Annotated in this window: 11 protein-coding genes and 2 pseudogenes; 3 read left to right on the top strand and 10 right to left on the bottom strand. The window is 61.8% G+C overall.

The genetic code is table 11. The features are described 5' to 3' along the window. Positions 1-54 precede the first annotated feature (54 nt). A pseudogene (locus BKY27_RS14815) lies at positions 55-1,140 on the top strand (IS110 family RNA-guided transposase). Between the two features lie 541 nt (positions 1,141-1,681). Here BKY27_RS14815 and BKY27_RS19775 read toward each other — a convergent pair. Beyond that, positions 1,682-2,092, bottom strand: a pseudogene (locus BKY27_RS19775) (ISKra4 family transposase); the annotation flags it as partial. 44 nt (positions 2,093-2,136) lie between these two features. Further along, the gene (locus tag BKY27_RS14805) at positions 2,137-5,019 is read right to left on the bottom strand and encodes a Tn3 family transposase (RefSeq protein ID WP_071675267.1); all 2,883 of its coding nucleotides are present in this window, start codon (positions 5,017-5,019) and stop codon (positions 2,137-2,139) included. Positions 5,020-5,139: 120 nt separating this feature from the next. Here BKY27_RS14805 and BKY27_RS14800 point away from each other — a divergent pair, with 120 nt between their 5' ends. Next, positions 5,140-5,751 carry a recombinase family protein gene (locus BKY27_RS14800; RefSeq protein WP_036563082.1) on the top strand — a complete coding sequence of 204 codons (612 nt, stop codon included), beginning with the start codon at positions 5,140-5,142 and terminating at the stop codon, positions 5,749-5,751. A gap of 221 nt (positions 5,752-5,972) precedes the next feature. Here BKY27_RS14800 and BKY27_RS14795 read toward each other — a convergent pair whose 3' ends face one another. From BKY27_RS14795 to BKY27_RS20525, 8 genes are all read right to left on the bottom strand, one after another. Then, complete coding sequence (locus tag BKY27_RS14795; RefSeq protein ID WP_233491851.1) at positions 5,973-6,572, bottom strand: rhomboid family intramembrane serine protease; 600 nt, start codon at positions 6,570-6,572, stop codon at positions 5,973-5,975. Between the two features lie 130 nt (positions 6,573-6,702). Next, positions 6,703-7,110, bottom strand: coding sequence for a hypothetical protein (locus BKY27_RS14790; protein WP_071675266.1), 408 nt, complete (start codon positions 7,108-7,110; stop codon positions 6,703-6,705). A 284-nt stretch (positions 7,111-7,394) separates the two neighbouring features. Then, positions 7,395-8,123, bottom strand: a complete 729-nt coding sequence (locus BKY27_RS14785; protein WP_071675265.1) for a DUF736 family protein — start codon at positions 8,121-8,123, stop codon at positions 7,395-7,397. 124 nt (positions 8,124-8,247) lie between these two features. Then, on the bottom strand, positions 8,248-8,550 hold the full coding sequence (locus tag BKY27_RS14780; RefSeq protein ID WP_071675264.1) for a hypothetical protein: 303 nt from the start codon (positions 8,548-8,550) through the stop codon (positions 8,248-8,250). Between the two features lie 100 nt (positions 8,551-8,650). Then, on the bottom strand, positions 8,651-9,112 hold the full coding sequence (locus BKY27_RS14775) for a DUF6915 family protein (protein WP_071675263.1): 462 nt from the start codon (positions 9,110-9,112) through the stop codon (positions 8,651-8,653). A gap of 1 nt (position 9,113) precedes the next feature. Continuing rightward, on the bottom strand, positions 9,114-9,500 hold the full coding sequence (locus tag BKY27_RS14770; protein ID WP_071675262.1) for a DUF6878 family protein: 387 nt from the start codon (positions 9,498-9,500) through the stop codon (positions 9,114-9,116). A gap of 122 nt (positions 9,501-9,622) precedes the next feature. Continuing rightward, positions 9,623-13,885, bottom strand: a complete 4,263-nt coding sequence (locus tag BKY27_RS14765; protein ID WP_071675261.1) for a strawberry notch family protein — start codon at positions 13,883-13,885, stop codon at positions 9,623-9,625. A gap of 270 nt (positions 13,886-14,155) precedes the next feature. Beyond that, complete coding sequence (locus tag BKY27_RS20525; RefSeq protein ID WP_267888894.1) at positions 14,156-14,290, bottom strand: hypothetical protein; 135 nt, start codon at positions 14,288-14,290, stop codon at positions 14,156-14,158. A gap of 553 nt (positions 14,291-14,843) precedes the next feature. Between BKY27_RS20525 and BKY27_RS14755 the strand changes: the two genes are divergently transcribed. Beyond that, positions 14,844-16,112: an IS256 family transposase gene (locus tag BKY27_RS14755; protein WP_071675260.1), complete on the top strand. Its 1,269-nt coding sequence runs from the start codon at positions 14,844-14,846 to the stop codon at positions 16,110-16,112. Positions 16,113-16,344: the final 232 nt, after the last annotated feature.

Raw genomic sequence — 16,344 nt, 5'->3', positions numbered from 1 at the left:
GACGGCATCGATGTGCCAAGGTGGGTCTGCAATGATCCACAAAGGAGGACGGTCATGTCGGAGATTACCACGGTCGGGCTCGATCTGGCGAAGAATGTGTTTCAGGTTCATGGAGCCGACGGCGCTGGTCGAGCGGTCTTGCGCAAGAAACTGCGGCAAGCGCAGGCGCTGGAGTTCTTCAGCCAGTTACCATCTTGTGTCGTCGCGATGGAGGCATGCGGTGGCGCTCATTTCTGGGGCCGTGAGATCGGCAAGCTGGGTCATGACGTGCGGCTCATCCCACCCGCCTACGTGAAGCCATTCGTCAAACGCCAGAAGAATGATGCCGCCGATGCCGAGGCCATTTGCGAAGCTGCGCAGCGCCCGAGTGCAAGCTGGTCCGCGCCAGCGGATTGAACGATCCGGGGAATCGTTCAAAGGCGCAGAACGCGCTTCGTGCCCGTGAAGAGCGAAGAGACTCAAGGGGCGGCAATGGTCTTCCGCGTGCGCGAGATGTTGATCCGGCAGAGGACGCAGGCCATCAATGCCCTGCGTGGCCATCTGACCGAGTTCGGGCAGATCGTGCCGCAAGGTGCGGCCAACGCCACGCGGCTGATCGGCATCGCCGAGGACCCGGACGGCAGCTTGCCCGCAGATGCGATCGCCACCTTGAAGGTGCTGATCGCGACGCTGTCCCAACTGGAGGCGGAGATCGGAAAGCTTGATGCCGAGATCACCCGCCGGGCAAAAGCGAATGATGTGGCACGGCGGCTGATGACTGTGCCCGGGATCGGCCCCCTGATCGCCACAGCCATCGCGGTCTTGGCCCCGCCTCCCGAGACTTTCCGCAAGGCACGCGATTTTGCGGCCTGGCTGGGTCTCGTGCCGCGGCAGCATTCGACCGGCGGCAAGCAGCGCCTTGGGGCCACGACCAGGATGGGCGAACGATCCCTGAGACGCCTCCTGATCATCGGGGCCAACAGCGTTATCATCAAACGGTACACCCATGCTGCGGCCCGGCCTGGCACATGGCTGGGCGGGATGCTGACGCGCAAGCCACCGATGCTGGTGCGGGTGGCGCTGGCCAACAAGATGGCGCGCATCGTCTGGGCCCTGATGGCCCGGGGCGGCGTCTACCAGTCTCCGGCCACGGCGGCATAAGCCGACCCTCGGTCGCGAGGGCGTCGGAGCGGATGGGGGCAAGGAGCCGTTTGGCGCTGCTGCCGGATGATCTCCGCCACCCGGGCCTCGTAGCCTTGGGCCCCGATCTTGCGGACAAGGTCGGCAGCATGGAACTGCCGGTTTGCAACGGGTGCGGCGCGAGTGAGGGCGAGGAGCACGCGTTCTTCAGTGTCCAAGGCCACTGGTTCCTCCACAGGTTTCGCTTCCGCCGGTATCGACCGCGCCGCCGTCCGCCACTTTCGCATGAATCCCAGCAGATACCCGGCCGGAACATGGGTATTCCCGCGCGCCCGGTTGAAGGCGATGAATCGCTCCCAGATGTGGCTTGGGTCGATGTCCCAGCAGGGCAGGGCCGCCTTGGCGGCGCGGATCAAGGCGGGCCAGCGGTTCTGGAACTCGCGGGAGTCTTCATCAATGGTGATTCGTCCCGTGAAGATAGTTTTGTGAGTGTCGCGTAGCCCTTAAATGCAGTATAGGAAAATCAACAAAATCAAAGGGGGGAGTGGACAAAACATGGGGGTCATGCAGCGCGTTTTCTGTTTGCGACGGTCAGCCGACCATCGAGAACTGCGGCCCTTGTGACGGCTGCTCTGTGAGCCCCTTTGGGCGACCACCGCATCCTTCTGCGCTTTCCCATGCGGGCATTGGCAATATCATCGACTGATCCTTCGGCACGAGATGACGAGATGGGCAGCCCGTTACGGTATCGTCGGCCATAGTCGACGAGGGATTCCATGTTGTTCGCGAGATAGGTGTACAGTGTCTCGCATCGGGCCCGCACACGAGCGGCAGCGGTGCGGACAGCCAGTGGTTCTTCCGCAAGGCGGGTGCAATCGTGCATGAGCCCCTTCAGATATGTTTCCGCGACCCGTGCTCTGCCATGCCAAAGCCACCAGCGGAGGCTTTTCGCGGGTCGCTGGAACAGCACGGGGTCTGATGCCGGAGAGTGCAGAATCCTACGCTAAGGCGATTTGATCACTTTTTTGACCACCTGTATTCACCGGTGAGAAGGATGTGGGCCCATCCGAGTGGCGAGATGTGCGCTAGCAGATCTGGTGAACAATCCAGACGGTCGCGTTGGCGCGCCGTGACAGCTTGGCCAAGGTGCTTGGTGTTCCAGTAAATGATGATAGCGGCGAGCAGGTTCAGCCCGGCCATTCGGAAGTGCTGGCCTTGGGCTGTTCGGTCACGGATTTCACCTTGGCGACCAATGCGCAGGGCGTTTTTCAGCGCATGATGCGCTTCGCCCTTATTCAGGCCGATTTGGGCACGGCGCTGCATGTCGGCATCCAGCAGCCAATCGATGATGAACAGCGTCCGTTCGATCCGGCCGATTTCGCGCAATGCTACCGCAAGTTCATGCTGTCGGGGATATGCAGCGAATTTTCGCAAGAGTTGGCTTGGCGGCATCGCGCCCGCAACCATGGTGGCCGCTGCGCGTAGGAGGTCGGGCCAGTTCGAGCTGATGACAGGTTCCCTGACCTTGCCGCCTATCAAGCCCGTCAGCTCTTTCGGGCAGGATGCCGGATTGAAGAGGTAGAGGCGCTTGGATGGCAGATCCCGGATGCGGGGGATGAACTGAAAGCCCAGAAGGGCGGTGACGGCGAAGACGTGGTCGGTGAAGCCGCCCGTGTCGGCATACTGTTCGCGGATTTTCTGGCCTGCGTCTGTCATCAACAGGCCGTCCAGGATGTAAGGGGCCTCGTTCACCGTGGCCGGGATGGTCTGGGTGGCGAAAGGGCCGAACTGGTCGGAGACATGGGTATAGGCTTTCAGACCGGGTTCATGGCCGTATTTGGCGTTGATCAGGTTCATCGCCTCGCCCTGGCGCGTGGTCGGGAAGAATTGCCCGTCACTCGAAGCGGTCTGCCCTGCGCCCCAGAACCGGGCCATCGGCAAGGCAGATTGACCTTCGATCACCATGGCCAGGGCGCGTGCCATCGCCTCGCTTTCCACATGCCAGCGCGACAGGCGCGAGAGCTGGAAATAATCATGGGTGTTCGTGGCCCCAGCCATTTTGCTGAGGCCAAGGTTCAGCCCTTCAGCCAGCAGCACGTTCAACATGCCGACCCTGTCTTTGCATGGAACGCCGGTGCGCAGATGGGTGAAGGCCTCGGTAAAGCCGATCTCGTCATCCACTTCGAGCAGGAGGTCTGTGATCCTGATCTCCGGCAGGCGGTTGTAAAGATCGAGCACCATGGCATCGGCCTCATCGGGGACAGCCGCCGTCAGACGGTCGATCTTGAGCACGCCACCTTCGATAGAACCTCCCGGAATGGCACCCGCCCTGGCGGCGCGGGCCAGTCGTTCCAAGCCATCTGCCAGGCGAGATTTTCGATCCGCGAGCCAGAGCTCCGGTTCAAACGGCATGGCCAGTTTTGGCGTGGCCGTGGCAACTTCTGTCGGAACCAGCGCGTCCTTGAGATCGCCATATCGGCGGGAATGTGTGAGCCAGATGTCGCCGGCACGGAATGCGTCGCGCAGGTGGCACAGGACCGCCACCTCCCAAAGCCGGTTCCCATCGTCGTGATTCAAGTGTCGATGCCATTTCGAAGCCCGGCGCAGAAAGGTCAGTGGCCGGGTAGTCGTCGTTTCCGTACCCGCGACGATGTCGGCGGCGGCAAGCAACGGTTCGGCCACCGGCGCCGCCTGAATATCGAGCGCCCGCAGCATGCGCGGCGCATAGCGTCGGAAGCGATGATACCCGTGAACAACATGTGCCAGTGGATCAGCCGCCAATGTGTCGGTCAGTTGGGCGGCGGTGGAAACAAGCCCCCTCAGCGATGACCAGCCTCCGGCGTTTTGAACCGCGTCGCTAAGGGAGGCCTGATCTTCATGTGCTTCCAGCAGAGCTGATCCAAAATTTGAGAAGCCCTGCAAGGTGTCTTTCAAAGCAGCCTTGGCGTCATCTGCCCGAGCATCGCATACGCGTTTCGCCTCGCGCCACGTCTTCCCCACAATCCGGTCATGGCTTTCAACCACGGCATCGGCAATGGCACTGCGCCATTCCAGAGCGCAGACCGCGAGGATGGCAAGGCGACGGTCGCCGGAGATATCCCGCAGATCTCCGGCGAAGTAACGTTCACCTTGCCGTCGGAGGCGCGCGATACGGTGGGGCGGCACACCCGACAGGACGGTTCGGTCCACGGCCATGGTCTGCAAGAATTCCAACCGGCCGAGCAGCCGGTTCATGTCGGCCGAGTTCTGGCCCACCTCAAACTGGCGCAGCCAGACAAAGCGGGTGACAGAGCCGTCCGCCGTTTCCGTCAGTAACGCGTCAAGTCGGCTGCACATCTCATCGTCCAGCCGGTCGGCAATCCGAGCGTCGATCCGTCGCTCTGCAGCAACGAGTGCATCCGCGCAAAGGCGTTCGATAACCGTGATCCCCGGTAGAATGGTCTGGGTCGCCCGGCATTGTTCCACGAAACGCCGCGCCAAGTCCTCGTTCGACCGGGCATTTTCGGCTGTTCTCTCCAGCCAGGCCTTCAGGTCGCGCGATCCTCGGCCAGTGAACATCTTGTAGCTATAGAGTTCCCGCAGGGCCGCCAGATGTTCATGACGCGTTTCTTCGCGGCTTGCATATCCAGCCAGATCGTCTGACTTCAGCCCAAGCTGCGCAGCCAGGAAGCGCGTGATCTCCATTGGAATGACCTCGCCCGGGGTCAACAACCGACCGGGATAGCGCAATGCGCAAAGCTGGAGAGCAAACCCAAAACGATTGTGGGGGCGGCGGCGGGCGCGGATGATTTCCAGATCGTCGTCCGCAAGGGTGTAGTGGCGCAACATCGCCGTTTCATCGGTCGGAAGATCAAAAAGTACTGAGCGCTGACGCTCGGTGAGGATAGTACGATGCGCCATGTTCCTTTTGCTTTCTGCATATGGTTTGCGTATTGATGATTAAGATACTGAATAAGGAATTGTTCGGATGGCTGAAAGCGCGTCGTTTTCCAGGTCGTCTCAAACGAACGTTTGTGAAACATGCTGATCGGCTATGCCCGCGTCTCAAAAACCGACGGCAGCCAGTCCCTAGACCTGCAGCGGGATGCCCTGATCGGTGCAGCTGTAGAAGAAGAACAGATTTACTCAGACCTGGCGTCCGGCAAGAAGGATGACCGATCCGGTTTGCAGGCCTGCCTCAAAGCATTGCGTGACGGCGATGTGCTGGTTGTGTGGAAGCTCGACCGCTTGGGGCGCAGCCTCCGCCACCTTGTCAAAACCGTCAACATGCTGTCCGAGCGCGGCGTCGGCCTCAAGGTTCTCACTGGGCAAGGGGCGCAAATCGACACGACAACTGCCGCAGGACGGCTTTCATTCGGCATCTTTGCCGCTCTCGCCGAATTTGAAAGCGAGTTGATACGCGAACGCACAATGGCGGGGTTACAAGCCGCCCGCGCCCGCGGCCGGAAAGGTGGAAGGAAATTTGCTCTGACAAAAGCGCAGGTGCGAATGGCGCAGGCCGCTATGGCCAGCCGCGACACATCGGTTTCAGAACTTTGTAAGGAATTGGGGGTCAAACCGGTCACACTCTACCGATATGTCGACCCGAACGGCAATCTGCGCGATTACGGGAAACGGGTTCTCACCGCTTAGCGTAGGATTCTGCACTCTCCGGCATCAGACCCCTTTGAGTTGAGAGTAAAGCCAAGTCGGTCGATTAACCGCAGCGAAATGGCATTTTATCCCAGTCTGCTGATGCTTACCCATTGAAAATTCTGCCGCCGATGCAAATGACCGTTCTAGTGCAGCTGCGCTCCAGCGCCGGACAGCTCGCCGAGCGGCAGCTATGGGCCGACAACGTAGGGTGTACTGCTTCAGTCCAAATCGACACCGCCGAGGCGCGGCACATGGACATGCGTCCGGACAAGGGATGCAGCGACAGCGCCCGCGATGGCGCCGAAGAGATGCGCCTCCCACGAGACGCCGGGTTGGCCCGGAAGAACGCCCCAGAGAATGGAGCTATAGAGGACACCGACCAGTAGTGCCGCGCCCAGCGTGATCGGGGAGCGATCCACGAAGCCGCGCGCGACGAGGAAGCCAAACCAGCCGAAGACCAACCCTGACGCACCGATATGGATGGCGGAGCTTCCGAACAGCCAGACGAGTCCGCCGCCGAGGCCGATCACCACTGCGTTCACCGGCAGCAAGGCTCGCGTGGTCGTGGCAACCAGCAGCCCACCCATCACCAGGAGAGGCGGCGTATTGGCCATCAGATGCGCGAAGCTTCCGTGCATCAGCGGCATGGCGACAACGCCATCCAAACCATCGAGCTGCCTGGGGATCAGGCCGAAGGCCGGGTTCAAACCGTAGCCGGTGATCCAATTGACGACCTGAACCGCCCAGAGCAGCGCGACAAAAGCGGCAAGCGTTGCGGCGCGCCGCAAGAAAGCGCGCATGTGATCCCGTTTCATCATGTTCGCGACAGTAGACGTCCCCACAGCGCCTTCAACAGCTTTCGCGCGCTGCACAGGGTGCCCCTTCCGAGAAAGGGGGTTTGAGGCGGCCAACCTCGGTACGGCTCAAGCCAGGAGAATCGCTTCGATCTTACACAGTGTTCCCAGGCCGCAGCGGCATGATTTCACGCTCGGGGCGCTTCAGGGCTTCGGCGTATTTGCGGGCATTGTCATCGATCGTGCTGTGCCACAGCTTCGAGACAAACGCCCGAGCGTCTTGGACCGTCATATCGTTCAGCGATGAGGACAACGCCATGAAGAGCTCATCCTCGCTGATCGCGGCGGCGCTATGCATGGCGTCCGCGTAAAATGAAGGGTCGTTCAGGACCTGTTGGCTTAGCGGCATCAGCGCGAGGTTCTCTTCCGGGATCGCCATGAAGATCGTGTCCTGCAGGTCGGTCAGATACGCACGCCGCGAGGTGGACACCGACTTTCCCACCGGCTTGGCCTCCTGATATGCCTGCCTTGTCCTGTCGAGCTTCGCCCTTGCATGGGTCATGATGACTTCACGCTTTCGGGCGGGTAGCGAAAATCCAGTGCAGCGCTCGATATGAGCAAGGAGTTCTGCAACCTCTGCCTCAACATCAAAGCTCTCGAACCATGGAACCGTCCCTGATCTAGCCGCCACGCGCTCGCCCTCGATATTGCGTTAATATATTATTGTATCGCATTTACACCAGATCGCAAGCGGGTGACGTCCTTTACGCAAACGGACATGGAAAAAGGGGAACCGTGATCCCACGGCTCCCCTTTCGATTCAGATCGTCTCCCCTCGCGCGCCGATTAGGCGACCAAGGAGAGCCCCGCGCCCGCGTCCTGCGGCTGCTCACCGCTGTCGATGAACGGGATGATCGAGAAGGTCTGCCCGCCGCGCTGTTCTTCGTTCTGCACGGCGTTGACGCGCAGGTCGCCATCGGGCGTGTTGATCAGCAGCGACAGGTAGTCATTGCCCGTGCGGCTGCTTTTGGCCATCCACGCCGAGCCGACGCGGATTGGTTTACCCCGGGGCGAGCTGACCTCGATCCGGTAATCCGGGTGGGTCTCCTCGGATTTGTAGCTGTTCTCGATCAGCATGAACTCCAGATCGAACATCATGTTGGCGATGTAGCCGGTGAACGCGTTGTCGGCGTCCATGGCGGTGAGCTCGCCTGAGATCGAGCCGGATTTCATCAGGCCGTTCGAGACCAGCGGGATGATCTCGAACTCGCTGCTCTGGGCCGCGCGCGCCTCTTTCGTCTGGACCGCGTTGACCCGGAACGGGCCCAAGCCGACATCGATCTGCATCGAGATGTAGGGGTTGCCGCTGATATTGCCGGTCTCGTTCCAGGCCGTGCCGATGCGCACCTTGCGGCCTGATTTGTTGATCGCCGTCACGTCAAAATCCGGGCTGCGCGCGGACATCTTCGGGCGGGTTTCAAGCTGGATGGCGATGTCAAAGCGCGTCGAGTGGATCATGCCGGTGTACTGAGCGGCTGCGGTCTCGACATTGCGGGTGATGGTTCCTGCGAACATGGGATGGTTCCTTTTGGATTGGCCGGTGTCTGACGTCCTTGCCAGCGCATCCGGGATTGCTTTCTCGACCCCTCGTGGGATCACAAATCAGAAAGCCTGCTTTCCTTTCAGCCCCGCCCGCGGGTCAGGGCCGCCCTCCGAGTGGGTGTGCAACCGCGCCTCCGGGTGCTGCGCCCCTCCCCTGCCCGTCTTGTCTTGATTGGCTGCCCGGATTTTCCGCGCTGTCCTTCGATCGCGCGATGAAGAACTCCGTTTCTTTTCCGTTCAACCGGTGCCCGCTCCGGTCGGTCAGGCCGATGCAGCTACCGTTCGGCTGATAGGTGATCAGGTACTGACCGAGCCTGTCCTTGTGGACAATGTAGCCGGTATTGGCCCAATGCACGGTCTGGCCCGCATCGACGGCCGCCTTGATATCATTGAGTGTCATGCGATCCTCCTCAAGAAGAATGGTGGGGAAACGACGCAAGAAGCCCGATCTTCCAACCGGGCTTCCATACAGTATTCGTTTGGCAAACGGCCGAGAGCTGTCAGGCGCTTTGCGTGGCCCGCGTCGCGCGCGCCGCCATCCAATCTTTCAGGCCAAGAACCGTTCGTCCGGCGGCAACCTCGGAGGCCCAGGCGACCCTTCGGTCGCCGCAGGGCTCATCGCCAGAATGCCGGTCGATATGGCCATTGGCCATCCATGGCTCGGGCTGGATCCGTCGCAGCCAGTCCGCCATGCTCGGGATACGGCCCTGACAGTCTTCGCGGATATGCTGCTCGCCGATCCAGCGCACGGGTATGTCCCGACCCGCGCTATTGGTCAGGGTCAAGCCGAAGACACGTTCGGCCTCGAACAGGCCTTGTGCATGGTGGCGCATGGCTCGGTGCGTGAAGAGCGCGAGGTGCTCTTTCGAGGCGTCAAACCAATCGTGCACAGACTGATAGTCAGATGGCACCCCGCCGAATTTCTGGGCAGAGCTTTCAGCATGATGAAGCGGATGGGCCATCTCACAGCCCCTCGACATAGCTGTGCGAGCATTCGACATAGCGGTCCGCGTGATCGAGGATGATGCTGTCTAGTGCTATGTCCCATGTCAGCGTGCCGTAGCCGCCCTCGTTGTTTTCGAACCCCGGGTGATGGTGATAGGCGAGCGACCAGGCGAAGTCGCCAACCTCTGTGGCAAGCGGCTCCGGCAGTTGGATCTCTGCAGGCTGCACCGTCACATCCTCGACATTGCCGGAGTCGCCATAGCCTTCGTATTCGGCAGCGACCTCGTTGATGCCAAGCGCACGTAGTTGCGCGAGCAGCTCCACTCGGGATGCCTTCAAGGTGGTTTCACGCTCCGCGCGCCACTGAGCCGCCATTACGGCATAATCGATCTGGGGATTGGTCATGGGTCTGTCCTCTTGTCTGAAGTTGGGGGGGCCGGGCGTGGCATTGGTCTGCGCGCGCCCGGAAAGCGCAGACTGGTGAAACCCAGATCCGCGACGCCCGACCGGAAGCCCGCTTTGACTTTTCAGGCGGCTTGTTCTGCCGCTTTGGTGGTTCCCTGCCCGACGATCCGAGCCAGAATGCTTCCCGTGTCGATCCCGTCCCCATGCGGCAGGAACACCCGTAGCTGGAAGGCGATGATCTCGGTGAAGCAGCCGAGGGCCTTGAGGCCATCAATCATGCCCCTGTCCACGCCGCACAACTCAAGGCGCATCTCGCCTGCGACACGGCGACGGGTCAGGGTGAGACCCCGTCCCAGATCGACAGGCGCGGTGGTGCCGAGGGCGGCGGTCAACATCTCCTGCGGTGTTTGCGGGTTGGAGACGAGGAAGCGGGCGCGCAGCGCGGCCGCCCCTTCCTCGCTCAGCGTGCGCCCGATCATGGCGGTCGCCCCATCGGGCGTGACCCGGTAGATGCGCTCATTGGTGGTCGGAATGTCCTTCCAAATGGGCAGCAGCAGCCCGGTCAGCAGGTAGAGCTTGGTCGTGGTGGTTTTTGGCAGGGACGCTGCCTCGGCATCCCAAAGCCTTGCAAACTCGGGCCTTCCGATGTCTTCCCAGGCAGAAGACTCAAACCGCGTCTCCTCCAGATAGCTGGACCCGTTTGGCCTCACCACCTTGCGCATCAGCGTGACAATGTCCTCGTCATACATCTGCATAGGGCGCGCCGAGATGAGCGCCGTGCGACCGGAGGCGCGATTAACCATCGGCAGCTTGTCCGGATTGCGCGCTATGGCCTCTTCGGCGCCCAGGACATGGACTGGGTCCGTCACCTCGAGCCCGATGATCCGCGTCACGGCGCCGGATTTCGGGCAGGTCCAGAGATCCTCTGTGGAGACCTGTTCGATCTTTTCGCCACGCAGGGTTTCGACGCCGAGATCGAGCGTGCCCGCCGCCCGCGCCCGCTCAGACTGATCAGCGATCCGCCTCATGAATTCCGCAAAGAGCGCGTTCTGCATGTGGATGGGCAGGGCAAGCACCCGGTTGAGAAACCGCTGGATCGGGGGAAGCTCCTCAAGGAGCACCCCGTCCTTGTCGATCAGCCGCAGGGCCGTCCAGTCGGTGAAGCTCTCGTAGCTCATCGCCTCAGCGCGCCCGGCGGCAAGATCGGCGAAATACCCACGCAGTGCCGCCCGCGCGATCGGGCTTTCGAGATTGTCCTCCTCGCGGAACATGCCCTGCGAGCCGGTCTCGCGCTGACCCTTGGTCAGGGCCCCCAGCTGGTCGAGGCGTTTGGCTATAGTTGACGTGAAGCGTTTCTCGCCATGCACATCCGAGGTGCAGACGCGGAAGAAGGGCGCGCTGACCTGAGCTGAGCGATGCGTACGGCCCAGCCCCTGGATGGCCGCATCCGCGCGCCAGCCGGGCTCCAGCAGGTAGTGTCGCCGCCGTTTCTGGTTCTTCGCCGTTTGCGCCGCGTGATAGGACCGTCCCGTGCCGCCCGCATCGGAGAAGATAAGGATATCCTTCTCGCCGTCCATGAAGGCTTGGGTCTCGGAGGAATTGCTGCTGGCGGAGCGCTTCTCGATGAAGAGATGACCATCCTCGGCCTTCAAAGGGCGGACGGACCGCCCCGTGACTTCAGCAACGGCCTCGTCGCCAAAGGCCCAGAGGATCTGGTCGAGCGCAGAGGGGATCGGCGCCAGCGTCATCAACTCCATCATCGCCGCATCACGCAAAGCGAGCGCTTCGCGCGAGACGACCAGCACCCCAGTCTCATCCCGCAAAGGTTCTGCCACCATATTGCCGTCGATCTCCACGAGCTTTTGGGCATGGATCGGGAAAGCCTGTTCGAGGTAGCCCAGCACGTAGTCGCGCGGCGTCAAGGCACCCTCGACGAGTTCATCCTCCGGGTCCATCGTCTCAAGCCGACGCTTCAACAGGCTCTCACCCGTCGAGACCACCTGGATGACGCAAGCCTTGCCCGCCGCCAGATCGTCCTTGATTGCGCGGATGATGGTCGGGGCCTTCATGCCCAACAGGAGATGGTTGAAGAAGCGCTGTTTCGTGCTTTCGAAGCGGGACTTGGCCGAGGCGCGTGCGGCCGAGGCATTGGTCTCTCCCGAGGAGTCGTTGACGCCGGTCGCTATCAGCGCGGCTTCGAGATTGTGGTGGATGGTGCGAAACGCTCCGGCGTAGGCGTCATAGACCTCGATCTGGGCCGGGGTCAGCGCGTGTTCCAGCACATCGTATTCAACACCGTCGAAGCTGAGGGCACGCGCTGTGTAAAGCCCGAGCGTCTTTAGATCGCGCGCGACCACCTCCATGGCGGCGACACCGCCGGCTTCCATCGCCGACACAAAGCTCTCGCGGCTCGGGAAAGGGTATTCGGGGCCCTGCCCCCAGAGCCCCAGCCGCGCGGCATAGGCGAGGTTGTGGACGCTCGTCGCACCCGTGGCCGAGATGTAGAAGACGCGAGCGCGGGGTGCTGCCAGTTGCAGCCGGAGGCCAGCAAGGCCCTGCTGGGAGGGTTTGACCCCCCTGCCCTGCTCAGACCCCGCCGCATTCTGCATGGCATGGGCCTCATCAAAAGCCAGCACGCCGTCGAAGTCTTCGCCCATCCAGTCGAGGATCTGGCTCAGCCGTGTGGTGCCGCATTTGCCCGCGGACCGCAGCGTGGCGTAGGTCACGAAGAGGATCCCGTTGCCCATCGGGATGGGCTGGTCGGGTTTCCATTTTGAGAGCGGCTGAATGTCGGCTGGCGAGCCGCCGAGATCAGTCCAGTCGCGGATCGCGTCCTCGATGAGCGTGGCGGATTTGGAGACCCAGATCGCCTTTCTGCGTCCGGCCAGCCAGTTGACAAGGATGAGGCCCGCGCATTCGCGCCCCTTGCCGCAACCGGTGCCGTCGCCGAGGAAATAGCCAAGGCGATAGGCTCGTGCATCCGGGTCATCATCGGCGCGCGTCAGCTTGGTCTGGTCGTCATCGATCGCGAACCGACCGGGCAGGTCGCGCCGATGGGCGTCATGCGCCATGATGATGGTTTCCAGCTGCGCCTCGGAGAGATGTCCCTCCTCGATCAACCGTGCGGGCAGGCGCAATTCCGCACTGGCCGCGCCTGAGGGCACCGGCGGCGCGACAGAGGCCATGGCGATGCTCTCGACCAGCGGCGTGGGATGTTCCTGCGCACCCGCGATCTCGATCCGCTGCGGACGGTAGCGCGCATAGATGTCCGAGACAGGCGTGTTGTCGCGCGGGACATCGAAGCTTGTGAAGCTGAGCGGGATGGCAGCATTGGCGCGGGGTTTGGAGGCGGCGAAAGGCGCACCGGCGGTCTTGCGTGGGGCAGCTACTGGACGAACCGGCCGCCCGTGAGGGATCGCTTCAACCCGTTGGGCCGGGCGCATCTCGGTCCGTGTTGCGGCCACGGCATCGACATATGCCAAGGCTTCATCCAGATCCCGCACAGGGACGCGGATCATTTCGCCGTCCTCCTGCACCTTGTCGAAGACCATCAGCTGGGTTTCGACAGATGTGCCGAGCTTGCGGTAGACCTGCCCCGGCATCGTCAACGCCAAGCGCGGCGTCAGGAGACCGCAGGCGCGTGACCAATGCGCGGCATCGCGTTCGGGTGTGAATCCCGGCGGCATGATCGCCACCAGCCGCCCACCTGGTGCCAGGCGCTTTGCAGCCGCGATAAGATGTTTGGCAGCGATGTGCCTGTCCCGGGAGCGGTCGACCGAGGAAGCGAAGGGCGGGTTCATCACCACGACGTCGGGTAGAACCGGGGTCTGCAGCAGATCATCGATATGCTCGCCGTCATGGCCTGTGACCTCGCCGCCGAAAACCGCGCGCAGGAGACGCTGGCGAAAGGGGTCGATGTCATTGAGCAAAAGCGTGGCACCGGCCCGGGCGGCGAAAGCGGCCAGGGCACCGGTGCCAGCCGAGGGCTCCAGAACGGTCTCGCCCTTGCGGATCGCCGTGGCCCGCAAGACCAGCGCCGCAATTGGCAGCGGCGTGGAAAACTGCTGTAGCCGGATCTGCTGCTCGGAGCGGCGGGTTTCCGTCAGCAGCCGCGAGGCAAGCAGCTTTGCAGCGGCGACATCACCTGCCACGCCGTCCCCACGCAGCAGCACCTGGACAGCCGCGGCCTGCATCAGGTCATATGCCATACGCCAGTCCCAGGCACCGCCGGCATCGCTGCCATGAAACGTCTCGCGCATGACGCGCGCGAGCGCTGAGCTGCGCAGGGGTTGGTGGTGGATCTCTGTGCCGATAAGCGCTAGCGCAGAGGCGAGATCGGCTTCGGAGATTGCGAGAGCCGGGTTGGCCGTTCTGGGTTTGGACATGGGGATTTTCCTTTGGATCAGGGTCTGAGTTCCAAAGGACAAAAAGCCCGCTCTACACTTTTTGGGGTTTCCGCCGAAAGCTATGACGGAGGTTGGGCAACGAGAGTGAGTGCAGAATTTCAGATTACGAGCGCGACCCGCCCTTGTCCGAATCAAAGGCTAAGTCACGCAGCCGATCGGCAAACACTTTTTTTGACAGAAGAAGCGGCGGCAACCCACCAAAACACCCCGAAACGCACGAAGGTACCAGGTAAGACCAGAACGCACTGTTCAAGACTGTTGGCGGCGCTTCTCATCAATCACCGCCTGCACAAGATTCATTACGTTGGAATGAGGTGTCGCGGCCTGCTGGTCATTCAGCGCCTCCTCCACCTTGGACCGAAACCAGGCATAATGAGATTTCATGTCAGCGGTCACGGAAATGGTCCTCAAGGCCCCTATCCAGCAGCTCGCCTAGGTCTCTAGGCATATCGGCAACACTCAGAGCGACCCGAGATCGGCTGTCGGAGGAATGGACCTTGGACAGATCGACTTTGTCGCAGGCCTGTTTACGATCTGAAGGTTGTTTCAACTCAGAGTCCCCGTTCACGCGACGATCGAACGTTACAGCAAAACTTCCCGGACGATAAGACTCTTGAGATCTCTACATTATGGGGATGACCAAAACATCTGCGCACAGACGCCCTTTCACGCCATTGCCGACGTTAAGGCGGGATGCCGCGAAGGTCTCAAACGAGCCCATTGCAGAAGTCTTTAGTTTTCGCTGCGCGCGCTCGCAGCGTGAAAAATGTTGCACGAGCAAAAATGCTTGTGCCGCAGTGCAGCGGGAGAACCGGTCACTCATTCTGGTCGCTGCAAGAAGCGAGCTATGCAGGAAACTGGGTGACGGGGTTTGAGAGGGTGGCGTATCGTGGCGGGTGCTGAAGCCTGCCAGAACTTCCAAGAGGAACGATACGCCATGGAGAAGATTACAGACATCATCGCCCTTCGTCAGCCTGAATCTGTCGATGACCCGCTGACCGAGATTGCCCGTGATGGTGCGCGCCGCATGCTGGCTGCCGCGCTGCGGGCAGAGGCCGACGCCTTCGTTGCGGAGTTCGCAGAAGACCTCCTGCCGGACGGCCGCCAGCGCGTTGTGCGACATGGTTACGGGCCGGAGCGCAGCATCCAAACGGGGATCGGGGCGCTCGACGTCCAGCGCCCGAAGGTGCGCGACCGCGCCACCGACGTGCCAGTTGACCAGAAGATCCGGTTCACCTCGGCAATCCTGCCCAAATGGGCGCGCCGCTCTCGTAGCCTCGATGCGCTGCTGCCGGTCCTGTATCTGCGCGGCATCTCGACAGGCGACTTCCAGGAGGCTCTGGCCGCACTCCTGGGGAAGGATGCACCGAACCTGTCGCCGAGCGTGATCTCGCGGCTGACCGGGGAGTGGCAGCAGGACTATGACCGCTGGCAGCGCCGCGACCTCTCGGCCCGTCGATACGTCTACATCTGGGCGGATGGCGTGTATCTGCAGGCCCGGATGGAGCCGCAGGCCGAGTGCATGCTGGTCATTCTCGGGGCGACACCGGAAGGCAAGAAGGAACTCGTCGGCTTCCAGGTCGGCCTGCGAGAAAGTGCCCAGAGCTGGCGGGAGCTCTTGGTCGACATCAAGGCGCGCGGCCTCGCGGTGCCTCCCGAGATCGCGGTCGGCGACGGGGCCATGGGGTTCTGGAAGGCGCTCGACGAGGTCTTCCCGGGCACGCGCCATCAAAGATGCTGGGTCCACAAGATCGCCAACGTGCTCAACAAGTTCCCGAAATCCATGCAGCCGGCGGTGAAGGCCGATCTGCGGGAAATCTGGCAGGCCGACACACGTGCCGCAGCGGAAACCGCCATGGACACTTTCGCCGAGAAATACGGAGCCAAATACGACAAGGCGGTCACATGCCTGACCAAGGACCGCGAGGCGCTTCTCGCCTTCTACGACTTCCCGGGCGAACACTGGGATCACCTGCGCACGGGCAACCCGATCGAGAGCGTCTTCGCCACCGTCCGACATCGGACCGTGCGCACCAAGGGAGCATTGTCGCAGAAGACGGCGAAGCTGATGGTCTTCAAGCTCGTTCAGGCCGCAGCCAAGACATGGCGGCGCCTGAAGGGCGCAAACCAGTTGCCTTTGGTCATCAAAGGCGTCACATTCACTGACGGTGTTGCCACAAACGACACTGAAAACCGCGCCGCCTGATCAGGCCGCATCACCCAAAATCCCGCATAGCTCGCAAGAAGCCGGGGGCGAATTCATGGCTCGCCGTACCAAAGACCGTTCAGACCGCTGCAAAATTGGAGCAGCTAAATGCTTTCAACAGCGCGCAGGTACACACCCTAAATTGGCGCTCTAGGTGTGAGCTTTCAACAGGTTGTCCATTCGATCCTGACCGAGTTGGTTGGAGTTACCAAGCTTCAACACTGTTCGGAGG

Source organism: Nioella nitratireducens (assembly GCF_001879715.1).
In the GTDB taxonomy this organism is placed as follows: domain Bacteria; phylum Pseudomonadota; class Alphaproteobacteria; order Rhodobacterales; family Rhodobacteraceae; genus Nioella; species Nioella nitratireducens.
This window is presented reverse-complemented; position numbering and strand designations above follow the sequence as displayed.